Source organism: Cereibacter sediminicola, from assembly GCF_007668225.1.
Lineage (GTDB): Bacteria > Pseudomonadota > Alphaproteobacteria > Rhodobacterales > Rhodobacteraceae > Cereibacter_A > Cereibacter_A azotoformans.
In genome coordinates, this window is sequence record NZ_VDEK01000022.1 from 1 (window position 1) to 22,991 (window position 22,991).

The window sequence follows — 22,991 nt, forward strand, 5'->3', positions numbered from 1 at the left end:
AAATTGGACGCCGATCACCCCGCCTGGGGGGTCAAAATTGCACGCCGAAACACAGGCGAGGGCGAGCCTGCCGCGGCGCAACGGAACCCTGTACCTGCTCCACCGCCCGGAATCGTCGCGCTCGACGCGCCGCTGGACCAGGAGGGACTTGCCGCCATGCTCGCCGATCTCGACATGTCGTCCCTGAAGATCGTGGACACGGACGGAGATGCCGATGCCTGACGAGGTGGTCGTGGTCGCGCACGGGACGCCGAGGCCGCAACCGCGGCCTCGGATCTGCGGTCGTCGGGTCGTGTCCACCGCGAACCCTCTCGCGAAGGAGTGGCGGGAGGTGCTGGCGCTGGCCGTCACCCGCGCCATGCCCTCAGGCGGCGTCAGTTGGCCCTCCGGCGTCGATCTCGCGGCGACCTTCGTCTTCTCCACCCGCGACCGCAAGCGCCACGGCAGGCACCACCTCATGCGTCCGGACGCGGACAACCTCGCGAAACTGGCGATGGACGTTCTTCAGGACGGAGGCCTGCTTCCGGATGGGGACAGCGACGTCGCGAGCATGAGCGTCCGGAAGGTATGGGGTCGGCCGGGCGAGGAGGGGGTCGTCCTGCGTCTCCGCCCTTCTCCCGAGACCGCCGAATGTCCGGCCGAACTTTGCCTTCCGTGTTGATCGTGCCTTGCAGGTTTGCGGAAATACTTTATGTGTATCCCATGAAATGTTGGCCGCGGAGACAACGACATGGGATCGACCCCTTACTATTCACCGCCTCCGGCTGACGGCACTCCGCAGGAGTGGGACCCGGCGGCGGGCTACCCCCCGGAGTATGTGCGGGTCGCTATTGGCCGCCGCATTCAAGCGGCCCTGGATGAAAAAGGCTGGAAGCAGTCGGAGTTGGCGAAGCGGGCGGGCGTCGGCCGGGACTCAATCTCTCTGTATATCAGGGGCAAGAACTCCCCCACCCACGCCAGCCTCGTCAAAGTGGCAAGAGCCCTCGGCAAGGACATCGGGGACATCGCCCCCGAGCTCAAATTGGCTACGGTCGAGCGGATCCGCGCCGCCGGCACCCGCGAGGCAGACGTCGAGCTGACCTCCATCGGGGATGGCCGGGCCCGCCTCCGCATCGATCGCATCGTGTCGATGTCCGACGCGGCTCGCATCCTGGCCATCCTTGAGAAGGTGGAGCAGTAGGTCACCCCGACCGACGCTTCCTCGTCTTCGGCGGCAGTTCGTCCCCCTCGTCGGTCGGCACGTCATGGTCGGAACCTGGGGCTGGCGGCGGCGCGAGCCGGTCGAGCCAGTCCCAGCCGGACCACTTGTCCCCCGTCTGCCTGAGGTGCGAGTAGCGCTGCAGGGACTGCCATGAGCGGTGTCCCGACACGCCGGCCACCCTGGGAATATTCCAGCCCATCTCGAACAGGCGCGAGACGCCCTCGTGCCTCAGGTCATGGAAGTGCATGTCCTGGATCTCTAGGAAGGCACAAGCCCTCGTGAAGGCAGCGCTGACCGCGTCTGTCGAGTAGGGAAGGATCCTCGCGTCAGTCTTCGGCAGCGTCTCGATGATCCGCAGCGCTTCCGGAGGCAGGTCGCACCATGTGTGGTTGCCAACTTTCGCACCCGGATGCTTCATGTCGCGGACGAGGATCCGCGAGTGCTTTACGTCCAGGTCATCCCAGCGCATCTTCAGGAGTTCCTCCTGCCTGCGGGTCGAGAACATCGCGATGGCGCAGATGATGTGCATCGGGTTGCTGGCTGGCCGGCGATGTTGGATTCCAGCGAAGTGCTCCATGATCCGGTCCATCTCATCAGCGGACGGCCGCCGGTCCCGCTTCGCGCTCTTCCGCGTGAGGCCAAGCCGCCTGGTCGTCTCGATCGCCGAATTCACGGTGTCGGCGTCGACGTCGTAGCCGTATGCGCTCCTCGCAATCGAGAAGATCCCTCCGAGGTGGCTGAGGTAATTCTGAACGGTCTGGGGCTTCCTGTTGTCGCCCGAGAGCTGGCGAGCCAACTCGACGACGTGGTGCGCGCGGATTTCGCTCATGGCCATCTCGGCGATCGGGAAGTCTTTCAGCGACCGAAGCACCTGCGCTTTCGTCCGGCCGATCGCCGTCACATCGCCGGTGTAGAGGTCGATGGCGTCGGAGAGCGTGCCATTCGGCGCCGTGGCCCTCTCGAGCGCGCCAGGCTGGTCGAGTTCGTGGCGCCGGCGGGCGAGCCAGCCCTTCGCGACGGACTCGCGCTCGAACGTCTTCGATTCCGAGAAGACCGTCTTGCCCCCTCGCTTGATGCGGACTTGCGCGGTATAGGATGCGCTGCCGTCGGCCTTCACGTGCTTCCGGATCATCTGGGACTACAAACCTCGGGTCGGGACTACATTGTAGGCCGACCCTACCCGGAAGGGTCGCAAACAGGCAAGAACCGACTGGAAACAGGACTACAAGGCGTGTGGACAAGCCATTGAGCGGAAACAAAATGACCGAAAATTCAACTGGTTGCGACCACCATCGTTTGAGCGTCGCCCCGATGCTGGACTGGACGGACCGCCATTGCCGGTTCTTCCACAGGCTCATGACCCGGCGCGCGATGCTCTACACCGAGATGGTGACGGCTCCGGCCGTCATCCACGGTCCGCGTGACCGGCTGCTCGGCTTCTCGCCCGCCGAGCATCCGGTGGCCCTGCAACTCGGCGGCTCCGACCCGGCCGAGCTTGCGCAGGCGGTGCGGGTGGCGGCGCCCTACGGCTATGACGAGATCAACCTCAATGTCGGCTGCCCGTCCGATCGGGTCCAGTCCGGCTGCTTCGGCGCCGTGCTGATGGAGCGCCCGGCTCTGGTGGCCGACTGCGTGGCCGCCATGATCGCGGAGAGCCCGGTGCCCGTCACGGTCAAGTGCCGGATCGGTGTGGACGAGCAGGAGCCGTCCGAGATCCTGCCCGCCTTCCTCGAGACCGTGGCCGCCGCCGGCGTCCGCCATTTCGTGATCCATGCCCGCAAGGCCTGGCTTCAGGGCCTCAGCCCGCGCGAGAACCGCGAGATCCCGCCGCTCGACTATCCGCTGGTGATCGCCATGAAGCGGCGCTTCCCAGAGCTGACCATCTGCCTCAACGGGGGCGTGGCGAACCTCTCGCAGGCCGAGGAGCTGCTGGCGCAGGGTCTGGACGGGGTGATGATCGGGCGCGCCGCCTACAACGAGCCCGAACTGCTGCTCGGTGCCGACAGGCTCTGGGGATGCGAGCCGCCGCGGGATCTGGACCGGGTGCTGGCCGACATGCGGCCCTACATCGGCGAACATCTGGCGGCGGGCGGACGTCTTCACCAGATCACGCGGCACATGCTGGGTCTCTTTGCCGGCCGCCCCGGCGCGCGGCACTGGCGGCGCATCCTGTCCGAGGGCGCCTCGCGGCCCAGGGCGGGACTGGACCTCTTCGACGAGGCGCTCGAGGCGGTGCGGCCGCAGGCGGCCTGACCCCCCGCGCCTCTGGCCATCGGGACGTTCTGGCGCTATGGCGGGGTGCTTCCTTGCGAAAGGCCTGACATGCCGGATCCCTCGCTCCTGCTGCCGATGCTGGCGCTCCTCCTCGCCATCGGCGCCTTCGCCGGCATCATCGCCGGGCTCCTTGGCGTGGGCGGCGGTCTGATCCTCGTGCCGGCCTATCTCTACGCCTTCGAGGCGCTGGGCTATGGCGGCCCGGGCCTGATGCGCGTCTGCCTCGCAACGTCGCTGGCCACGATCATCGTGACCTCCTTGCGGTCGGTTCATGCCCATCACGGCAAGGGCGCCGTAGATCTCGGGATCCTGCGCCAGTGGGGGCCCTGGATCGCGCTGGGCGCGGTCGCGGGCACCCTCGCGGCCTCCGGCCTCCGCTCCGGCGTGCTTCAGGCGATCTTCGGCACCGTCGGCGTGGCGGTCGGCCTCTACATGGCCTTCGGAAGGGCCAGCTGGCGCCTTGGCGAGCACATGCCGCGCGGTGCGGCGCGCGGCGCCACCGGCACCGGGATGGGCTTTCTCTCGGTGCTCATGGGGATCGGCGGCGGCACCTTCGGCGTCCCGCTCATGAGCCTCTTCAACGTGCCGATCCACCGGGCGGTCGCCACGGCCGCAGGCTTCGGGGTGATCATCGCCCTGCCGTCCGCCCTGCTCTTCCTGCTCACACCCACCGATGCCGCCCCGCCCTGGACGGTGGGATCCGTGAACCTGCCGGCCTTCGGCATCACCATCGCCACGACACTCCTGACGGCGCCGCTCGGCGTGCGCCTCGCCCATGCGATGGACCCCAAGCCCCTCAAGCGGGTCTTCGCCGTCTTCATCATGATCGTGGCGCTGAACATGCTGCGCAAGGCTGCGGGCTACTGACGGGCCCGCCATCCGGCCCCTTCATTCTCGCACAAATATCCCCGCCGGAGGCGCACGATTCCTCCGGCGCAACCTTGCCCATCCGCAGGCGGCCCGTGGCCTTCCTCCGCGGCAGCGCCGGCGAGCGGGGGCTCGATGCCCCCCGAGCCGGCACCTCCCGGAGCGTCAGTAGGCCTCGATCCCCTGCTGCCAGGGCCGGACCAGATTTCCGAACCGGGTGAAGCGGCCCTCGAAGCTCAGTTCCACCGAGCCGATCGGCCCGTGACGCTGCTTGCCGATGATGACCTCGGCCTTGCCGTGCACCTGCTCCATGATGGCCTGCCACTGGGCCATCTTCTCCATCTCGTGGTCGCCCGGCTTCTCGCGCTCGCGGTAATATTCCTCGCGGAACACGAACATGACCACGTCCGCGTCCTGCTCGATCGAGCCCGACTCGCGCAGGTCGGACAGCTGCGGCCGCTTGTCGTCCCGGCTTTCGACGCTCCGCGACAGCTGGCTCAGCGCCACCACCGGGATGTTCAGCTCCTTGGCGATTGCCTTCAGGCCTTGCGTGATCTCGGACACTTCCTGCACCCGGTTGTCGCGCGACCCGCCCGAGCCCTTCAGGAGTTGCAGGTAGTCCACCATCAGCACATCCAGCCCATGGGTCCGCTTCAGCCGCCGCGCCCGTGCTGCGACCTGGCTGATCGGCAGCGCCGGCGTGTCGTCGATGTAGAGCGGGCAGGCCTCGAGCGCCTTCGCCGCCTCGACAAAGCGGCGGAACTCGGCCTCGGTCATGTCGCCGCGGCGGATCTGTTCCGAAGGCACTTCGGCCGCCTCCGACAGGATCCGCGCCGCCAGTTGCTCGGCGCTCATCTCGAGGCTGAAGAAGCCCACCACGCCACCTTCGACCGCCCCTTCGGTCCCGTCCGGCAGCCGGCCGCGCCGGAAAGCCTTGGCGATGTTGAAGGCGATGTTGGTGGCCAGCGAGGTCTTGCCCATCGAGGGCCGGCCCGCAAGGATCAGAAGGTCCGACGGATGCAGCCCGCCCAGCTTCTTGTCGAGATCGGCGAGGCCCGTCGAGATCCCGGCCAGGCCCCCGTCGCGCTGGTAAGCGGCGTTGGCCACGTTCACCGCATCCGTCACCGCCTTCAGGAAGCTCTGGAAGCCGCGCTCGGCATGGCCCTGCTCGCCGAGGCGATAGAGCTTCTGCTCGGCCTCGACGATCTGCTCCTTCGGCTCCGAGGCCACATCGACCCGCGCGGCCTTGGCGGCGATGTCGCGCCCCAGCCCGATCAGCTCGCGCCGCACCGCCAGGTCATAGATCATCTGTGCATAGTCGCGCGCGGCAAAGGCCGAGATCGCGGCACCCGCCAGCCGCACCAGATAGGCCGGCCCGCCCAGTTCCTTGAGCCCCGCATCCTCCTCCAGAAACGCCTTGAGCGTCACGGGCGAGGCGAGCGCGTTCTTCTGGATCCGCGCCGCCGCGATTTCGAAGATCCGCTGGTGGACGGGATCGAAGAAATGCTCGGCCCGGATCACCGAGGCAATGCGGTCGAAGATGTCGTTGTTGGTCAGGATCGCGCCAAGCAACTGCTGCTCGGCCTCGATGTTGTGGGGAAGAACTTCCGGAGTCTTCTCCGGCTGCGACTCACGTAGCGCCCTGACCTCGTTCACGGATCTGCCCTCTGCTCTCGTTTGCGGGCGCCACCTTCAGCGGGCGCCCTTGGATGCGCGGTGCCACCTGATACCCCCGAACGGCGGCGCCGGGCAGGGGGTATAGTCCTGGGGGCGAACCGGCCCGAACCCTGTGGAAAGGCTGTGGATCGTTTCTGCGCCCCGAAACCCTACCATATCTCGCGGAAGGTGCAGCCGGAAAACGCAGCCGGTGGCCTGCGCCCGGCGCGCCGCGCGGATTCGTCCCCAGACCGGTTCCGACGGCCGGTCAGAGGCGGGCAGCCGGATCGGCTGGTTTCCGCGCGTCCTGCCAGTCCCGCGGGTTCGACAGGAAGCACTCGACCTCGGCCAGCGTGCCGGCGTCGAACGCATCCGAGGCCCGCGCCTCCGCCAGCACGTCCCACCAGGTGCACAGATGGTGCAGCGTCACGCCGTGGGCCTGAAGCCGCCCGATGGTCTCGGGGAAGATGCCGTAATAGAAGATCACCGCCGTGTGGGCGCAGCTCGCCCCGGTCTCGCGGATCGCATCGACGAAGGACAGTTTCGATCCGCCGTCCGTGGTCAGATCCTCGATCAGAAGCACGCGCTGGCCTTCCGTCATCACGCCCTCGATCCGGGCGTTGCGACCGTAGCCCTTGGGCTTCTTGCGGACGTAGGTCATCGGCAGGGCCAGCCGCTCGGCCACCATCGCCGCGAAGGGAATGCCTGCGGTCTCGCCGCCCGCCACATTGTCGAAGGCCTCGAAGCCCGCGTCGCGTAGCAGCGTGACGGTCAGGAAATCCATCAGCGTCGCGCGGATGCGCGGATAGGAGATCAGCTTGCGGCAGTCGATGTAGGTGGGCGAGGGCAGACCCGAGGCCAGGGTGAACGGCTCGTGCGGGCGGAAATGCACCGCCTGGATCTCGAGCAGCATCCGCGCGGTCAGGCGAGCGATCTCCTCGCGGGGCGGGAAGGAGGTGGGGATCATCGGGATCGTCCTTTCATCGGGGGCCGCCGGGGCGGGAAGGGGTCAGCTCTCGACGTGCCACAGCAGCGGAAAGCCGGGATCGAAGAGCGTCACGGGGCCGGCGCCGGTCTCGATCCGCGCGGGCAGCACGAGCGGTTCGCCCTTGCGCAGCGTGATCCGCTCCTCGTTCGGCGGCAGGCGGTAGAAGGCGGGCCCATTGAGCGCGACGAAGCCCTCCAGTCGGTCGAGCGCGCCCTCCTCTTCGAACACATGGGCCAGGATCGAGAGCGTGTTGGTCGCCGTGAAGCAGCCCGCGCAGCCGCAGGCGGACTCCTTGGCTGCGTCCACATGGGGGGCGCTGTCGGTTCCAAGGAAGAAGCACGCCTCGCCGCCGGTCGCCGCCTCACGCAGCGCCAGCCGGTGCGTTTCGCGCTTCGCGACCGGCAGGCAGTAGTAGTGCGGCCGGATGCCGCCCGCGAGGATATGGTTGCGGTTGATGATGAGGTGATGCGTTGTCAGCGTGCCCGCCATGTCCGGCCCGCCGCCGCGCACATAATCGAGCCCATCCCGCGTGGTGACATGCTCCAACACCACCCGCAGCCCCGGCGTCGCCCGCCGGATCGGCTCGAGCACCCGCTCGAGGAACACCGCCTCGCGGTCGAAGATGTCCACCGCCGGGTCCGTCACCTCGCCATGCACGCAGAGCGGCAGGCCGAGCTCGGCCATCGTCTCCAGCACGCCGCGCACCCGGTCGAAGTCGCGCACCCCCGAGGCCGAGTTGGTCGTGGCCCCCGCCGGATATAGCTTGACCGCCTTGACCAGCCCCGAGGCCGCGGCCGCGCGCACATCCGCAGGATCGGTCGTCTCGGTCAGGTAGAGCACCATCAGCGGCTCGAACCGGGCGCCCGCGGGCAGGGCGGCCATGATGCGCTCGCGGTAGGCCGCGGCCTCGGCGCCCGTCACCACCGGCGGCACGAGGTTCGGCATGACGATGGCGCGGGCGAAATGCCGGGTGGTTTCGGGCAGCACCCCCTCCAGCATCGCGCCGTCGCGCAGGTGGAGGTGCCAGTCATCGGGGCGGCGGATTGTGAGGCTCTGGGTCATGCCTGCCGCCTACTGCAAAGGACGCACCTTTTCCAGTGAGTCGAGCCCCGGGAACGTGCGGCCCTGCCGCACGTTCGCCCCGGAAAGGAGACGCCATGCACAGACTGCTCGAAGCCTGCGCCTTCGCGGCGCGCCTGCACGCCAGCGCGCGGCAGAAGGGCCATGCCGCCCATCCCTACATCAACCACCCTATCGATGTGGCGCTTCGGGCGTCCCGCAGCCCCGCCGCCGACGAGGTGCTGGTGATCGCGGCCCTCCTGCATGACACGGTCGAGAAGGCCGGCGCGACGCAGGAGCAGATCGAGGCGCTCTTCGGGCCCGAGGTGGCGCGGCTGGTGGCCGAGGTGACCGATCCGCCCGAGGAGGACGCCCGCGGCCTCTCACCGTCCGCGCAGCGCCTGAGGCTCGCGGACAAGGCGTCGAACCTCGCGGCCCTCACCTCCAGCGGGCCGGGAGAGTGGGACCCCGAGGCGCTGGCGGCCTATCTGTCGCGCGCGGATCAGGTGGCCGGGGCCTGCCGCGCCGCGGATCCGGTGCTCGCCGCCGCCTATGACGAGGCCGCCGCGGCGGCCCGTGCGGCCCTTGCCCGCCCCGGACCGGACAGCCCGGCCTGACCGCACCCACGGGCCTGCGGCGGGCACCCCCGCCCGCCGGTTCGGACTTAGGAAGGCGCCGCCCGCTTCCCTCCGGCCGTGCCCCCACCTTGGTCGCAGAGCCGCGGCCGGCGCTTGACCGCTCCGGGCCACCTCGGCCAACCTCGCGCCTGCAACCGGAGTGCCGTCTTGACCCAACCTCTGCCCGCCTCGATCGACGCCGCCGCCGCTCTCCTGGCCGAGCAGGGCTACGTGAGCGACCGTGCCCTCGCTACGGTCGTATTCCTGGCCCTCCGGCTTGGCCGACCGCTGTTCCTCGAGGGCGAGGCCGGCACCGGCAAGACCGAGATCGCCAAGGCCCTCGCCGCCGCGCTGGGCCGCCGCCTGATCCGGCTTCAGTGCTACGAGGGGCTCGACGCAGCCTCGGCCGTGGCCGACTGGAACTTCGCCGCGCAGATGATCGCGATCCGCGCCGCCGAGGCGTCGGGGGGCGCTGATCGCGACAGCCTGCGCACCGAGCTTTTCACCGAGGCCTATCTGATCGAGCGCCCGCTCCTGCAGGCCATGCGTCCCCAGCCCGGCGGCGCCCCCGTCCTGCTCATCGACGAACTGGACCGCACCGACGAGCCCTTCGAAGCCTTCCTGCTCGAGGCGCTCTCGGACTTCCAGGTCACGATCCCCGAGCTTGGCACCATCCGGGCCCCCGAACCGCCCATCGTGATCCTCACCTCGAACCGGACGCGCGAGGTGCATGACGCCCTCAAGCGCCGCTGCCTCTATCACTGGGTGGACTACCCCGACTTCCCGCGCGAGGCCCGCATCCTCGCCGCGCGCGCCCCCGAGGCGCAGGAGGCGCTCAGCCGCGAGATCGTGGCCTTCGTCCAGCGTCTGCGCCGCGAGGATCTCTTCAAGCGCCCCGGCGTGGCCGAGACGATCGACTGGGCCAAGTGCCTGCTCGCGCTCGACGTGATCGAACTCTCGCCCGAACTCATCGCCGACACGCTGGGCGCGCTCCTGAAATACCAGGACGACATCCAGAAGATCCAGGGCTCCGAGGCGCGCCGCCTCCTGGACGAGGCCCGCCGCGACCTCGCCCCGGCATGAGCCTCTTTCAGTCTCGTCCAAATATCCTCGGGGGGGCCTCCGGCCCCGGCCGGAGGCGCGGGGGGCAGACAGCCCCCCGGCGCCCGCTCCACCGGGCCTGAGCGATGGAACTCCAGGCCCCCGCCGACGGCAGCCTCACCCGCAACATCCTGTGGTTCGCCCGCGCGCTCCGCAAGGCGGGCCTGCCCATCGGCTCGGGCCGCGTGGCCGATGCCGTCCGCGCGGTCGAGGCCACCGGCTTCACCTCGCGCGAGGATTTCTACTGGACGCTCCACGCCTGCTTCGTCTCGCGCCCCGAGCACCGGGCCACCTTCGCGCAGGTCTTCCGCCTCTTCTGGCGCGACCCGCAGTTTCTCGAGCAGATGATGAGCCTCCTCCTGCCGCAGCTGCGCGCCGCGCCCGAGGATCGCCCGCCCGATCCCGCCGAGAAACGCGCGGCCGAGGCGCTGCTCGATGGCGCCCCGCGACCCGAGCGCGCCGCGCCGGAGCCTGAGGGCAGCCTCATCGAGATCGACGCCGCCGAGACCGCCTCCGAGCAGGAGCGGCTGAAGCGGCTCGATTTCGAGCAGATGTCCACGGCCGAGATGGACGAGGCCCGGCGCATGCTCGCACGGCTGTCGCTGCCGGTGCCGCCGATCCGCTCGCGGCGTCTGGTGGCCGCCGCGGGCGGGCCGCGGGTCGATCTGCGCCGGACCCTTGCTCGGGCGCTGCGGCAGGGCGGCGAGATCCCCGCGCTCGCCCGCCGCCGTCCGGCGCTGCGCTGGCCGAACCTCGTCGTGCTCTGTGACATTTCCGGGTCCATGTCGCGCTATTCGCGGCTGGTTCTCCACTTCATCCACGCGGTGGCCAACCGGAAGGGGCAGGGCTGGGCGCGGGTCCATGCCTTCACCTTCGGCACGCGGCTCACCGACATCACGCGCCACCTGCGCCGCCGGGACGTGGATGCCGCTCTCGCCGCCGCAGGGGCCGAGGCGCAGGACTGGTCCGGCGGCACAAGGATCGGCGACTGTCTCCACGTCTTCAACCGGGACTGGTCGCGACGGGTGCTGGGGCAGGGGGCCGTGGTGCTTCTCATCACCGACGGGCTCGACCGCGGCGACCCGGCCGACCTTGCCCGCGAGATGGAGCGTCTGCATCTCTCGGCCCGGCGGCTCATCTGGCTCAACCCGCTCCTGCGGTGGGAGGGCTTTGCCCCACGGGCGGGCGGAATCCGCGCCATGCTGCCCCATGTGGACAGCCTGCGTGCCGCCCATTCGGTGGCCTCGCTCGAAGCCCTGGCCGAGGCGCTCTCGCGGCGCTGACCATCCGGCGGACGCGTCTCCTTTCACACATCTGTTATCCGCCCCCGTCAGCCCGGCTGGAACGCTCCGGTCCTCGGCCGGTTGAGGCGCCATGCAGATCCGGGCCCGACAGGCCGGGATCACAGACAGAAAGGAACGACGATGAGCTCCAGACTGCTCCAGACGACCGCCGCCCTGTCGCTTGGCCTTTTCGCGCTTCAGCCGCTGGCCGCCGCCGCGCAGACCACGACCACGGACGAGTGCATCCCCTCCGCGACCGTGACCTGCCCGCCGGGAGCCGCTTCGGTGCCGGGCGCCGAGTCCCCGGACGGAACGGATGATTCCACGTCCGCGCCTCCGGTCGATCCGACCGGCTCGACCGGCGGAGGTGTCTCGGGCAATACCGAGATGACGCCGATGGTTCCGGGCTCCGAGACGCCCGGTGGCGCGGATGACTCGCAGTCTGCCACTCCGGTCGATCCGTCCTCCACCGGGGGTGGTGTGGTGACCGATGGCAATGCCCCGGCGGTTCCGGGCGCCGAGCAGCCCGACGGGACGGACGACTCGCAGAGCGCGGTTCCCGCCCAGTAATCGGTAGGGTCCGCCCGAAAAGCCGCCGCTCGGCAAGAGCGGCGGCTTTTTTCATGGCTGTGACAACAGCCGGTGGCGCAAGAGGCCGGTCAGGCGCGGGAACAGGCAGCGCCTGTTGAGGCGGCTCGGGAACGAAACGACGGGATCGAGGGTTTTTCAGCAGCACGAACGGTCCGGCTCCTGACGCCGGATCAGGAATGAAAGGAATTTCCGATGAAGAGCCGTCTTTTGACCACAACGGCCGCCCTGTCGGTGGCGCTTTCGACGTTCCAGCCGCTGCCGCTCGTCGCGCAGGAAGATGCGGCCGCGCGCTGTGCCGCCAACCCCGAGGAGTGCCCGCCGGGGCTGGAGCCCGCCGAAGATGCTGAGGCACCGGCCGGGGAGGACTCGCCCGAGGATGGCGCCGACGAAGCGGAACCCGCCGCTCCTGCAGCCGAGGAGGGAGCCGAACCTGCGCCAGCGGTTGAGGACGCGCCGCCCGCTGACGCTGAAGCCGCAGGGCAGGCCGAGGATGCAGGGCCTGCCGGGGCCGCAGACGATGCGGCCGACCAGCCCGCCGAGCCAGCGCCGGATGCGGATGCCGCAGACCGGCCGGATGCAGCCGTGCCGGAGGGGGCTGAAGCGGACGGGGCCGAGACGGAAGCCGAGGCCGAAGGCTCGGGCTTCAGCCGCATCCTGAACAGCCCGGAGGAAGCGGCGCCCGCAGCGGAAGAAGAGGCTCCGGCCGGGGCCGAACAGGCGGGCGAGGATCCTCAGCCCGCCGAGGGCGCGGCGCGCAGCCCGGATGCGCCTGAAGATGCGGCGGCCGACGCCGAACCCGTGGGCGAGGCCGATCAGGAGCGTGCGGTCGAGCAAGAGGCCGCGCCGGATGCGGACGAACTTCGCCGCCGTCTCGAGGCGGATGCCGAGCCTCCGGTCGATGCGGCGCAGGACGAAGGTCAGGACGGTGCCGCCGCCGCCACGGCGGGTGCGACCGCGGCCGGCGAGGATGACGGAGCCGCCGAAACCGCGCCCGGGGCCGAGGTTGAGGCCGAAGGCGAGGGCGCCGGGCAGCCCGGCGGTCAGGCCGAAGCCGAAGACCCCGAGGCCGCGCCTGCGGCCGACGCGGACCGTGCCGCGACCGACGACGAAGGCGGGGCCGGTGCGGACCGTGCCGGCGCCGAGGCCGACGCGGCACGCACGGACGGCGACGCGGCCGCCGAGGCCGATCAGACGGCCGCCGGGGCCGAGGAGGCGGAACGCTCTCCGGCCGATCAGGAAGAGGCGCGCAGCCTCCTGTCGCGCATCCTCGAGAGCGAGGAAGCCGGTGCCGAGGCCGCCGCCGCGGCCGCCGCCTCTGCCGATGATGCCGGCGATGCCGCCCGCGAGGCGCGTGAGGCCGCGGGTCGTGCCGAGCAGATCACCGAAGACAACAGCCGCTCGAGCAACGAGGAGTTCCGCACGCTGCTGGATACCAACCGCGAGCAGACCGAAACCGGGGGCGACCGTGACAGCGGATTGTCGAACTTCGAGAAGTTCGGCCTGCTGGCGCTGGGTGGCCTCGCGGTGGGGGCGCTGCTCAACAACCGCGACGAGGTGGTGTCCAACAGCGGCGACCGTGTCGTGGTCCAGCGTTCGGATGGCACCTATTCGGTGCTGAAGGATGACGACACGCTGCTGCGCCGGCCGGGGTCCGAAGTCGTGACCCAGAGCTTCAATGACGGCTCGACGCGGGCGGTCGTGACGCGCGCCGACGGAACGCAGATCGTCACCATCCGCGATGCGGCCGGCCGGGTGCTGCGCCGGACCGCGATCGACCGCGACGGACGCGAACTTCGGCTGATCGACGATCTGGCTCCGGTGGAGCGGGTGGATGTCTCGCGCCTGCCCGAGCCTGCGCCGGTCTTCAGCTTCGTCGAGACCACAAACGAGCGCGAATTGCGGCAGGCGCTGGAACAGGCCCGGAGCCGGAACCTCGACCGGACCTACAGCCTGCGCCAGATCCGGGAATACCGCGAGGTCCGGGCCCTGGCCCCGGCCATCGACGTGGACCAGATCACCTTCGCGACCGGCTCTGCCGCCATTGATCCGGGACAGGCGGAACGGCTTGCCGTGCTCGGGCAGACCATCGCCGACATGGTGGCCGAGCGTCCGGGCGAGGTGTTCCTCATCGAAGGGCACACGGATGCCGTGGGCGATGAGGCCTCGAACCTCGCGCTCTCGGACCGTCGGGCCGAATCGGTGGCGCTGGCGCTGACCGAGTATTTCGACGTTCCCCCGGAAAACATGGTGGTCCAGGGCTACGGCGAAGGCGATCTGCGCATCGACACCGACGGGCCGGAGCAGCGCAACCGTCGCGTGGCGGTGCGCCTGATCACGCCGCTGATGCAGACGGCCTCGAACTGATCCGGGGCACTCGATCGGGCCGCCATGCCACCTTTTGGCAGTGGCGGCCCCGGCATCGACCGTCGCATGATCCGCCCAAGCGACGGGAGATGCCCTTGACCGGCCATGATGACATTCCGGAGACCGCCCTCGACTGGCACCGCGCGCGCAGGGGGGCTGTCCTTGCGACCGTGATCGAGACCTGGGGCTCGGCGCCGCGCCCTGCGGGCAGCCAGCTTGTGGTGGCCGGGGACGGCGCGATGATGGGCTCGGTCTCGGGCGGCTGTGTCGAGGGCGCGGTCATTGCCGAAGCCGCCGCCGCGCGCGAAGATGGGCGCCCGCGGCTGATGACGTTCGGCGTGTCGGACGACGAGGCCTTTGCCGTGGGCCTCGCCTGCGGCGGCACGATCCGCGTGCTGGTCGAACCCATCGGCACGGCCCTGCCCGAGGCGCTGCTGGCCGATCTCGTGGCGGCGCGCGCCGCCCGGCGGCCGATCGCGCTGCTGGTGCATCCCGAGAGTGGCGCGCATCGGCTGGCGGGGCCCGAGGAGGCCCGCGTGGCCACGCGCCTGCGCGCGGACCGCTCGGGTCTCGAGGAGGATGGCTGGTTCATCGGCATCCACAACCCGCCCTTGCGGATGATCGTGGTGGGCGCGGTCCACATCGCCCAGCCGCTTCTGGCGATGGCCCGGATCGCCGGCTTCGAGCCGACCCTCATCGACCCGCGCAGCGCCTTCGGCTCTGCCGCGCGGTTCCCCGGCGAAACCATCCTTGAGGATTGGCCGGACGAGGCGCTTGCCCGCCTTGAGCCGGATGCCCGCACGGCGGTGGTGACGCTGACGCACGATCCAAAGCTCGACGATCCGGCCATCCTCGCCACCTTCGCCACGCCGGCCTTCTACCTCGGTTGCCTCGGCTCGCCCCGCACCCATGCCCGGCGCGTGGAACGGCTGCGGGCGGCGGGCGTGGCCGAGGATCAGATCGCGCGCATCCATGCGCCGGTCGGGCTCGACATCGGCGCGCGCAGCCCGGCCGAGATCGCGATTTCGATCCTCGCCCAGATCACCGAGCGGCTGAGGCGGGGCTGATGCGGTTCGGCGCGGTTCCGCTGGACGAGGCCGAGGGCGCGATCCTCGCCCATTCGCTCGTCCTGCCCGAGGGGCGGCTGCGCAAGGGTCTCGTGCTGGGGCCGGCCGAACTCGCGCGGCTGCGGGCGGCGCAGGTGGCCGAGGTGACGGTGGCGCGACTGGCCGCGGGGGATGTGCCCGAGGATGCCGCCGCCGCGCGTCTTGCGGCCGCGCTGGTGCCCGACGAGGACGAGGCCCGCTTGCGCCGTTCGGCGGCCTTCACGGGGCGGGTGAACCTGAACGCCGCGGCGCCGGGGCTGGTGGCCCTCGACGTCCCGCGCATCCATGCGCTGAACCGGATCGATCCGGCGCTGACGCTCGCCACGCTCGCGCCGCTCACGCGGGTCGAGCCGGGAATGCTGGTGGGCACGGTGAAGATCATCGCCTATGCGGTGGAGGAGGCGGCGCTGGCGCGGGCCGAGGCGCTGGCGCGGGCCGCGATCCGCATCCTGCCCGTGGTGCGCAAGAGCGCGGGGCTGCTCTGCACCGAGGTGCCGGGGCAGGAGGCGAAGCTGACCGCCAAGGGCCGCCGCTCGGTCGAAAAGCGGCTGTCGGCGCTGGGGATGGAGCTTCTGGCCTGCGAGGTGACGCCACACGAGGCCGGCGCCATGGCCGACGCCCTCCGGCGCCTGCCGGGCGAGATGCTTCTGATCCTGACGGGCTCGGCGACCTCCGACCTGCACGACACCGCGCCCGAGGCGCTGCGGCTGGCGGGCGGGCGGGTGGCCCGGTTCGGGATGCCGGTCGATCCGGGAAACCTGCTGTTTCACGGCAGCCTCGGCGCGCGCCCGGTGATCGGCCTGCCGGGGTGCGCCCGGTCTCCGGCGCTGAACGGTGCGGATTGGGTGCTGGAACGGCTTGCCTGCGGGCTCGAGGTCGATGACGAGGCCATCGCCGCGATGGGCGTGGGCGGGCTTCTGAAGGAGATCCCGCTGCGCCCGCAACCGCGCGAACGGCGGGAGCGGACCTGAAAAAGGGGGCCGATGGCCCCCCTGTTCCGCCGTGCGAGGCGCCCTTACTTCGGGGCGATCATCATCACCATCTGGCGGCCTTCGAGCTTCGGCATGGCCTCGACCTTGCCGGCCTCGGCCTCCGACACCTGCGCGGCGACCCGGTTCAGAAGCTCGAGCCCGAGTTCCTGGTGGGCCATCTCGCGGCCGCGGAAGCGCAGGGTGACCTTCACCTTGTCGCCCTCGCCGAGGAACTTCAGCACCGAGCGCATCTTCACGTCGAAATCGTGGGTATCGGTCCCGGGGCGGAACTTGATCTCCTTGATCTCGATGATGTGCTGCTTCTTGCGGGCCTCGGCCTCGCGTTTCTGCTGCTCGTACTTGAACTTGCCGAAGTCCATGATCTTGCAGACCGGCGGTTCCGCGTTCGGCGAGATCTCGACGAGATCAAGCCCCGCCTCTTCGGCCATCGACATGGCGCGCGAGGGGGTGACGATCCCGATGTTCTCGCCATTGGCGCCGATCAGACGGATCTCGGGGCAGCGGATGCGCTCGTTGACACGGGGGCCCGTTTCGCGTTGCGGCGGGGCGTTGTGGGGTCTGCGGGCTATGGTGGCGTTCCTTGTGCGGTTAACAAATGTGCGGCGCAAAATAGTGTCCCTACCGCTCCCTTTCAACCGGATTCGGGGCTTTTCGCGGTGTCTTGTGGGGGAACGGCCTGCGGCATCGCGACGTTGCCACGGTGGCAGAGGTGCCGCAGCGTGAAGGACAGGGAATGAACAGGATTGCGATCATCGTCGGGCTCGTGCTGCTCGCGGCGGCGGGCGTCGGCTGGTACCAGTATGGCTACCTGCCGCAGCAGGAGGCGGCCGAGACGGCCCGGTCCGCCGAGGATGAGGCGACCCGGGCGGCCGAAGAGGCCCGTCTTGCCGCCGAGGCGGCGCGCGAGGAGGCCGCCGAAGCCGCCCGCGCCGACGAGAATGCCGCCGCCGAAGCGGCCGCCGCCGCTGCCGCCGCGGCCGATGCGGCGACCGAGGCCGCTTCGGATGCCGCTGCCGCCGCCGCCGCCGCGACCGAAGAGGCGGCGCGCACGGCCGGAGAGGCGGCCTCTTCCGCGGCCGATGCGGCGGTCGAGGCCGCGCGTCAGGCCGCCGCCGCCGCGACGCTTGCCGCGCGCAACGCGGCCGACGCGGCGGGTGAGCTGCTTCCCGAAGACCTGCTGCGGGTCGAGACCTATGACCGCGCCCGTGTCGATGCCATGATCGACTCCTCGGATCTGGACCCGGCGACCAAGGAGCGGCTGAAGAACACGATCGAGGCGGCCGAGGCGACCCCCGAACTGCTTGGATCGGCGCTTGAAACGGTGCGGACATCGCTGGGGGTGGGGGCGCCCGCGGCCGACGCGCAGTAAGGGGCGAACCCGGCCGCGTCCTTCACGAAGCGCGACATGCAGTAACGCCGCGCGGGGGCCGCGCGGCGTTCCGACAGCGGTTGCCGTGGTCAGATCCCGTCGCCCACGAAGGCCTTCTCGACCACATATTCCAGCGGCTCGGAGTTGGCGCCCTCGCGCAGGCCAAAGCCCTCGAGCACGGTCTTGACGTCGAGGTTGAACTGGAGCGAGCCGCAGACCATCGCGCGGTCCTCGTCCATGTTCATCTGCGGGATGCCGAGGTCGGCGAACACCTTGCCCGAGGTCAGGTTGTCGGTGATCCGGCCCATCCGGTCCGACGTCTCGCGCGTGGTGGTGGGATAGTAGAGCAGCTTGTCGCCCACCATCTCGCCGATCAGCGGATCGTCCTTCAGGCTCTCGACCAATTGCCGGCCGTATTCCAGCTCGGACTTCTCGCGGCAGGTGTGCATCATGATCACCTGCTCATACCGCTCGTAGGTCTCGGGATCGCGCATCAGCGAGGCGAAGGGCGCGAGGCCGGTCCCGGTCGCCAGGAACCAGATCCGCTTGCCGGGAAGAAGCGCGTCCAGCACGAGCGTGCCCACCGGCTTCGGGCGCAGGATGATCTGGTCGCCCGGCTGGATGTGCTGGAGGCGCGAGGTCAGCGGCCCGTCCGGCACCTTGATCGAGTAGAACTCCAGCTCTTCGTCCCAGTTGGGCGAGGCGATGGAATAGGCGCGCATGATCGGCTTGCCGCGCTCGTCGAGCAGCCCGATCATCACGAACTCTCCCGAGCGGAAGCGCAGCGACTGCGGGCGCGTCACGCGGAACGAAAAGAGGCGGTCCGTCCAATGCTGCACCGTGGTCACGGTCTGCGCATCGGGCAGGGTCTTCACAATGGCGGCATTCTGGTTCATGGCTCGGTCCCCTTGGTCCGCTCTTTCAGTAAATCTTCGCACCCTGCGAAGAAAGGCCGGAATCAGCCTTTAAGCTGCGACTGATAGTCATGGTTTTGCCAGTTGGCGCGGAAGAGCCACTGATCCTCGGGCTGGCGGGCGGCAAGATCGTCCGGGATTTCCACCTCGTCGAAGCCGGAACGGCGGGCCATGGCATATTGATCCGCGATCAGCGGCCCGAAGGCGCGCAGTCGCCCGCGGTAGCCCATCCGGCGCAGCCGCCTGGCCAGCGTGAAGCCGCGCCCGTCGCTGAAGGACGGAAAGACGATGCGGATGAGGCCGAGCCGCTCGAGCCGGTTGCCCAGCCGCGCCGGATCGTCGGTGTTGGCCAGATCCACCGCCTCGGCCCCGTCGGCCAGCGCCTCGAGCGGGGCGATCTCGCCCGGCCAGTCGTCCGCCACGAAACCCTTGTCGGTGACGATGACGCTCATGCCGCGTCCTCCTTGTTCACGGGCCCGCGCACCGCACGGCCGTCGATGAAATGGATGCCGCACTCGGTCTTGGCGCTGCCGCGCCAGCGGCCCGCGCGCGGGTCCTCGCCCTCGGCCACCGGCGAGGTGCAGGGCTCGCAGCCGATGGACGGGTAGCCCTTCGCCACCAGCGGGTGCCGGGGGAGGTTGTTGTTGGCGATGTAATCCTCGAGATCCTCGCGCCCCCAGTGGGCCAGCGGATTGACCTTGATGCGCCGGTCGTCCTCGGCCTCGAAGAAGTCCACCGCCGCGCGCGTGCCGCTCTGGTAGCGTTTGCGCCCCGTGATCCAGCCGTCGAAATGCCGGAGCGCCCGCTCGAGCGGCTCGACCTTGCGGACCGCACAGCAGGCGTCGGTGTTGTACTGGTTCAGCGTGCCGTCCGGGTCCTCGAACGAGATCCGCGGCTGGGTGGCGCGGATCGTGCGGATGTCGCACAGATGCAGCGTGTCAGCCAGCTGGCGCTGATAATCGAGCGTCTCCTGAAAGAGCATCCGCGTGTCGATGAAGATCACCGGCGTCTCGGGCGCGATGACCGAGACCAGATGCAGCAGCACGACCGACTCGGCCCCGAAGGACGAGACGAGCGCCACCCGGCCCAGATCCGCATCCTTCAGCGCATGTTCGAGCACCGCGGTCGCGCCGTGGTGCCTGTAGCGGGCATTCAGCGCCGCCACACGCTCGGCGACGGTGCCGTGGGGAACCTCACGCAGCATCCTTTGTGCCTTCCGCGTCATAGAGGGCCGCCTTGAAGGGCGCATGCCCCAGACGGCGCACGGTTTCGAGAAAGGTCTCGGACGGCCCGCTGCGCACCCGCAGATAGGCCCGCACGATCCGCTCGATCGCGGGCACGATCTCGTTGTAGGCAAAGCCCGGGCCCGTCTTGTCGCCGATCGCGGCCGTTTCGGTGCCGTCCCCGCCCAGCGTGATCTGGTAGTTCTCGACCCCCGCCCGGTCGAGGCCGAGGATGCCGATATGGCCGACATGGTGATGGCCGCAGGCGTTGATGCAGCCCGAGATCTTGATCTTCAGCGGTCCGATCTCATGCTCGAGGTTCAGCTCGTCAAAGCGGCTCGCGATCTCCTGCGCCACCGGGATCGAGCGGGCCGTGGCCAGCGCGCAGTAATCCATGCCGGGGCAGGCGATGATGTCCGAGATCAGCCCCACGTTGGCGGTGGCCAGCCCCGCCTGCGCCAGCGCCGCATGGACCGCCGGCAGATCCGACTTGTGGACATGCGGGAGGATCACGTTCTGCTCGTGGCTGATGCGCAGCTCGTCATGGCCGTAGCGTTCGGCGAGGTCAGCCATCACCCGCATCTGCTCGGCCGTGGCGTCGCCCGGAGTGGCGCCATGCGCCTTCAGGCTGATCGTGACGATGGCGTAGTCCGCGTGCCGGTGCCGGGCGAGGTTGGTGTCGGCCCAGGACCGGAAAACCGGATCGGCCCTGTAGAAGTCGTCGTAGGCGTCGGTCGGCGCGTTGCGGAACGCCGGCGGGGCGAAGGCCTTCTCGATCTCGGCCAGAAGCGCCTGGTCGTTGCCCCCGAACTCGGCGCGGGTCTCGAGGAACCTCTCCTCGATCATCCGGGTGATCTTCTCGACGCCCGTCTCATGCACGGTGATCTTGATCCGCGCCTTGAACTTGTTGTCGCGTCGGCCAAGCTCGTTGTAGACGCCGAGGACCGCCTCGACGTAGGGCAGCAGGTCCGCCTTCGGCAGGAACTCCCGCACGGTATGGCCGATCATCGGCGTCCGGCCGAGGCCGCCGCCCACGATCACCTCGAAGCCCGGCTCTCCGGCCGCGTTGCGCACCATGCGCAGGCCGATGTCATGCGCGCGCGTCACCGCCCGGTCGCTGGGCGAGCCGGTGATGGCGATCTTGAACTTGCGCGGCAGGAACTGGAACTCGGGATGGTCGGTGGACCATTGCCGGAGCAACTCCGCCACCGGGCGCGGATCCTCGATCTCGTCGGCGGCGGCGCCGGCGAAATGGTCGGCCGTCACGTTCCTCACGCAGTTGCCCGAGGTCTGGATCGCATGCATCTCCACATCGGCCAGCGCCGACAGGATGTCGGGCACGTCCGACAGCTTTGGCCAGTTGAACTGGATGTTCTGGCGCGTGGTGAAATGGCCATAGCCCTTGTCCCACCGCTCGGCGATCATCGCCAGCTGGCGCATCTTGCGGCTGTCGAGCGTGCCATAGGGTATCGCCACCCGCAGCATGTAGGCGTGAAGCTGCAGGTAAAGCCCGTTCATCAGGCGCAGCGGCTTGAACTCGTCTTCGGTCAACGAGCCGTCGATGCGGCGGCGGACCTGTTCGCTGAACTGCGCGACACGGGTGCGGACGAAAGCCTCGTCGAAGTCATTGTAGCTGTACATGATCGCTTCCCTCCGGCGTCAGCGCGCCGCCAGTTCCTGCTTGCCGTGGCGGTAGTTCGAGGGGCCGCGCGTGCGGAACACCTCGCGGAAATGGACGGGCTCGGGACCCGATGCGCCCGGCCGGGCATCGGCGAGATAGGCGCCCACCACCTCGGACTTGCGCGCCGCGGCGTGCAGCAGCCGAAGCTGGCCGTGGGCCTCGTCCTCGATCAGCTCCGCCTCGTGGTGATGGCGGGTCCAGCGGTCATCGGCCGTCAGATAGACGACATCGCCCTCGAGCAGCGCGTTGGCGGTCACGACCTTCGGAATGAACGGACGGCTCATGCGGTGGCTTCCTTCAGTTGGGGCAGCACCGCCGCGGCGCGGCGAGGCGCGAGCCCGTAGAGCACGATAGCCGGGCCGGTCAAACCGGCAACGGCCTCGGCAAGGGTGGCAAGGGTGCCGGCAACGATCCGCTCGTCGGCGCGGCTGACATTCTCGATCACGGTGACGGGGGTTTCGGGGCTCGCGCCATGCATCATGAGCCGGCCCTGGATGAACCGGGCGGACTTCTTGCCCATGTAGATCGCGGCGACCTCGCCGGCGCGGGCAAGTCCCCGCCAGTCCTGCTCGGCAAAACCCGCCATGTCATGTCCCGTCACGATGCGGAGCGCGGCGTTGCGCCCGCGCTTCGTGAGCCCCTGGCCGATGGTCGCGGCGGCGGCGGCGGCCGTGGTCAGCCCCGGCACGATGCGCCAGGGGATGCCCGCCTCGTCCAGCGCCTCGATCTCCTCGTCGAGCCGGCCGAAGATGCCGCTGTCGCCCGACTTCAGCCGGACGACGCGACGGCCAGCCCCGGCATGGTCCACGATCAGGGCGTTGATCTCGCCCTGCGGGGTGGAGGGGCCAAAGCCTTCCTTGCCGGCCTCGATCCGAAGCGCCTGTGGCGGGATCAGCTCGAGGATCTCGGGGCCTACCAGCCGGTCATGGATCACCACCTCGGCCTGCGTCAGCGCCCGGCAGGCGCCCATGGTCAGATGATCGACCGAGCCGGGGCCGGCGCCGACGAAGATGACCTGTCCGGGGGCGGTGGGGGCGTGCAGCATCCTTGCCATCCATTGCTGGGAGTTCGCCCTGCAATCTAGGACAGTTTCCCCGTGTGGCGCCATATCCCCTTGCAGATAAGGAAGATTGTTCCCTATGGTGCGCGGGATGGAACGGGGTTCCGCGGAAAGGGGAGTTGCGCGGATGGCAGTCCGGCTGGACGAGATGGACAGGAAAATCCTTGCCGAGCTGCAGGCGGACGCCAGCCAGTCGCTCGACGAGATCGCGCGCAAGGTGGGCTCATCCAAGACACCCGTGTGGAATCGGATCCGGCGGATGCGCGAGGCGGGCGTCATCCTCAGGCAGACCGCCCTGCTCGATGCCGAGGCGCTGGGGCTCGAAGCCTGCTTCTTCGTGCTGATCCGCACCTCCGAGCACGAGGCCGAATGGCAGCGCAAGTTCCTCAAGGCGCTGCGCGAACGGCCCGAAGTGCTCGAGGCGCACAGGCTGGCTGGGGACATCGACTATATCCTCAAGGTCCGCGTGGCCAATGCGCGGGCCTACGACACCTTCTACCAGGCGCTCATATCCGAGGTGCGTATCTACAATGTGACGGCGCTCCTCTCGATGGAGGAGATCAAGGCCACCACCGTCCTTCCCGTCTGACCCGGCCGCCGCCGCCGCCGACAGCGCCCCCCTCCTCCTGTCCCACTTTCACTCTT

General features: G+C 69.5%; 25 protein-coding genes. 14 read left to right on the forward strand and 11 right to left on the reverse strand.

What is annotated here, in order from left to right; genetic code table 11:
• The 3 genes from FG154_RS21075 to FG154_RS13950 form a co-directional block, all read left to right on the forward strand.
• On the forward strand, nucleotides 1–222 hold a 222-nt coding region (locus FG154_RS21075), incomplete at its 5' end, for a hypothetical protein (protein ID WP_186312374.1).
• Nucleotides 215–661: a RusA family crossover junction endodeoxyribonuclease gene (locus tag FG154_RS13945; RefSeq protein WP_186312375.1), complete on the forward strand. Its 447-nt coding sequence runs from the start codon at nucleotides 215–217 to the stop codon at nucleotides 659–661. The genes FG154_RS21075 and FG154_RS13945, both read left to right, overlap by 8 nt.
• A 69-nt stretch (nucleotides 662–730) precedes the next feature.
• Nucleotides 731–1,180 (forward strand): helix-turn-helix domain-containing protein, encoded by a 450-nt coding sequence (locus FG154_RS13950; RefSeq protein WP_145109084.1) that lies wholly within the window; start codon nucleotides 731–733, stop codon nucleotides 1,178–1,180.
• Between the two features lies 1 nt (nucleotide 1,181).
• Here FG154_RS13950 and FG154_RS13955 read toward each other — a convergent pair whose 3' ends face one another.
• Nucleotides 1,182–2,333, reverse strand: a complete 1,152-nt coding sequence (locus FG154_RS13955) for a site-specific integrase (RefSeq protein ID WP_145109087.1) — start codon at nucleotides 2,331–2,333, stop codon at nucleotides 1,182–1,184.
• A 128-nt stretch (nucleotides 2,334–2,461) separates the two neighbouring features.
• Here FG154_RS13955 and dusA point away from each other — a divergent pair, with 128 nt between their 5' ends.
• Nucleotides 2,462–3,454: a tRNA dihydrouridine(20/20a) synthase DusA gene (gene dusA / locus FG154_RS13960; RefSeq protein ID WP_145109090.1), complete on the forward strand. Its 993-nt coding sequence runs from the start codon at nucleotides 2,462–2,464 to the stop codon at nucleotides 3,452–3,454.
• 69 nt (nucleotides 3,455–3,523) lie between these two features.
• Nucleotides 3,524–4,342 carry a sulfite exporter TauE/SafE family protein gene (locus FG154_RS13965; protein WP_145109094.1) on the forward strand — a complete coding sequence of 273 codons (819 nt, stop codon included), beginning with the start codon at nucleotides 3,524–3,526 and terminating at the stop codon, nucleotides 4,340–4,342.
• A gap of 165 nt (nucleotides 4,343–4,507) precedes the next feature.
• On the opposite strand, the gene FG154_RS13970 is transcribed toward FG154_RS13965, so the two are convergent.
• The 3 genes from FG154_RS13970 to pyrC form a co-directional block, all read right to left on the reverse strand.
• Nucleotides 4,508–5,998, reverse strand: a complete 1,491-nt coding sequence (locus FG154_RS13970) for a replicative DNA helicase (RefSeq protein ID WP_145109097.1) — start codon at nucleotides 5,996–5,998, stop codon at nucleotides 4,508–4,510.
• 268 nt (nucleotides 5,999–6,266) lie between these two features.
• Nucleotides 6,267–6,965, reverse strand: a complete 699-nt coding sequence (locus tag FG154_RS13975) for an orotate phosphoribosyltransferase (RefSeq protein ID WP_145109100.1) — start codon at nucleotides 6,963–6,965, stop codon at nucleotides 6,267–6,269.
• Nucleotides 6,966–7,007: 42 nt separating this feature from the next.
• On the reverse strand, nucleotides 7,008–8,048 hold the full coding sequence (gene pyrC / locus FG154_RS13980) for a dihydroorotase (protein WP_145109103.1): 1,041 nt from the start codon (nucleotides 8,046–8,048) through the stop codon (nucleotides 7,008–7,010).
• 95 nt (nucleotides 8,049–8,143) lie between these two features.
• On the opposite strand from pyrC, the gene FG154_RS13985 reads away from it, so the two are divergent.
• From FG154_RS13985 to FG154_RS14015, 7 genes are all read left to right on the forward strand, one after another.
• A complete protein-coding gene (locus FG154_RS13985; protein ID WP_145109107.1) occupies nucleotides 8,144–8,662 on the forward strand; it encodes an HD domain-containing protein in 519 nt (172 codons plus the stop codon).
• Between the two features lie 168 nt (nucleotides 8,663–8,830).
• Complete coding sequence (locus tag FG154_RS13990; RefSeq protein ID WP_145109110.1) at nucleotides 8,831–9,745, forward strand: AAA family ATPase; 915 nt, start codon at nucleotides 8,831–8,833, stop codon at nucleotides 9,743–9,745.
• A 104-nt stretch (nucleotides 9,746–9,849) separates the two neighbouring features.
• Nucleotides 9,850–11,046 (forward strand): vWA domain-containing protein, encoded by a 1,197-nt coding sequence (locus tag FG154_RS13995; RefSeq protein ID WP_145109113.1) that lies wholly within the window; start codon nucleotides 9,850–9,852, stop codon nucleotides 11,044–11,046.
• Nucleotides 11,047–11,187: 141 nt separating this feature from the next.
• Nucleotides 11,188–11,616, forward strand: coding sequence for a hypothetical protein (locus FG154_RS14000; protein WP_145109116.1), 429 nt, complete (start codon nucleotides 11,188–11,190; stop codon nucleotides 11,614–11,616).
• Nucleotides 11,617–11,829: 213 nt separating this feature from the next.
• A complete protein-coding gene (locus FG154_RS14005; RefSeq protein WP_186312376.1) occupies nucleotides 11,830–14,001 on the forward strand; it encodes an OmpA family protein in 2,172 nt (723 codons plus the stop codon).
• Nucleotides 14,002–14,096: 95 nt separating this feature from the next.
• Nucleotides 14,097–15,068 (forward strand): XdhC family protein, encoded by a 972-nt coding sequence (locus FG154_RS14010; RefSeq protein ID WP_145109119.1) that lies wholly within the window; start codon nucleotides 14,097–14,099, stop codon nucleotides 15,066–15,068.
• Nucleotides 15,068–16,078, forward strand: coding sequence for a molybdopterin-binding protein (locus FG154_RS14015; protein WP_145109122.1), 1,011 nt, complete (start codon nucleotides 15,068–15,070; stop codon nucleotides 16,076–16,078). Before FG154_RS14010 ends, FG154_RS14015 begins: the two co-directional genes overlap by 1 nt.
• Nucleotides 16,079–16,122: 44 nt before the next feature.
• Here the strand turns inward: FG154_RS14015 and infC are convergent, their stop codons facing one another.
• On the reverse strand, nucleotides 16,123–16,707 hold the full coding sequence (infC, locus tag FG154_RS14020; protein ID WP_186312377.1) for a translation initiation factor IF-3: 585 nt from the start codon (nucleotides 16,705–16,707) through the stop codon (nucleotides 16,123–16,125).
• 125 nt (nucleotides 16,708–16,832) lie between these two features.
• On the opposite strand from infC, the gene FG154_RS14025 reads away from it, so the two are divergent.
• The gene (locus FG154_RS14025; protein WP_145109125.1) at nucleotides 16,833–17,468 is read left to right on the forward strand and encodes a hypothetical protein; all 636 of its coding nucleotides are present in this window, start codon (nucleotides 16,833–16,835) and stop codon (nucleotides 17,466–17,468) included.
• Between the two features lie 89 nt (nucleotides 17,469–17,557).
• Here the strand turns inward: FG154_RS14025 and FG154_RS14030 are convergent, their stop codons facing one another.
• The 6 genes from FG154_RS14030 to cobA all read right to left on the reverse strand — a co-directional run bounded on the left by FG154_RS14030 (nucleotide 17,558) and on the right by cobA (nucleotide 22,331).
• Nucleotides 17,558–18,364 (reverse strand): ferredoxin--NADP reductase, encoded by an 807-nt coding sequence (locus tag FG154_RS14030; RefSeq protein ID WP_011907396.1) that lies wholly within the window; start codon nucleotides 18,362–18,364, stop codon nucleotides 17,558–17,560.
• 62 nt (nucleotides 18,365–18,426) lie between these two features.
• The gene (locus tag FG154_RS14035; RefSeq protein ID WP_145109128.1) at nucleotides 18,427–18,834 is read right to left on the reverse strand and encodes a DUF934 domain-containing protein; all 408 of its coding nucleotides are present in this window, start codon (nucleotides 18,832–18,834) and stop codon (nucleotides 18,427–18,429) included.
• On the reverse strand, nucleotides 18,831–19,586 hold the full coding sequence (locus FG154_RS14040; protein ID WP_145109131.1) for a phosphoadenylyl-sulfate reductase: 756 nt from the start codon (nucleotides 19,584–19,586) through the stop codon (nucleotides 18,831–18,833). Before FG154_RS14040 ends, FG154_RS14035 begins: the two co-directional genes overlap by 4 nt.
• Nucleotides 19,576–21,246, reverse strand: a complete 1,671-nt coding sequence (locus FG154_RS14045; protein ID WP_145109134.1) for a nitrite/sulfite reductase — start codon at nucleotides 21,244–21,246, stop codon at nucleotides 19,576–19,578. The genes FG154_RS14040 and FG154_RS14045 overlap by 11 nt, the downstream gene beginning before the upstream one ends.
• Nucleotides 21,247–21,264: 18 nt before the next feature.
• On the reverse strand, nucleotides 21,265–21,570 hold the full coding sequence (locus tag FG154_RS14050; protein ID WP_145109137.1) for a DUF2849 domain-containing protein: 306 nt from the start codon (nucleotides 21,568–21,570) through the stop codon (nucleotides 21,265–21,267).
• The gene (gene cobA, locus FG154_RS14055) at nucleotides 21,567–22,331 is read right to left on the reverse strand and encodes a uroporphyrinogen-III C-methyltransferase (protein ID WP_145109140.1); all 765 of its coding nucleotides are present in this window, start codon (nucleotides 22,329–22,331) and stop codon (nucleotides 21,567–21,569) included. The genes FG154_RS14050 and cobA overlap by 4 nt, the downstream gene beginning before the upstream one ends.
• 142 nt (nucleotides 22,332–22,473) lie before the next feature.
• Here cobA and FG154_RS14060 point away from each other — a divergent pair, with 142 nt between their 5' ends.
• Complete coding sequence (locus FG154_RS14060; RefSeq protein WP_002722912.1) at nucleotides 22,474–22,935, forward strand: Lrp/AsnC family transcriptional regulator; 462 nt, start codon at nucleotides 22,474–22,476, stop codon at nucleotides 22,933–22,935.
• The last annotated feature ends 56 nt before the right edge of the window (nucleotides 22,936–22,991 follow it).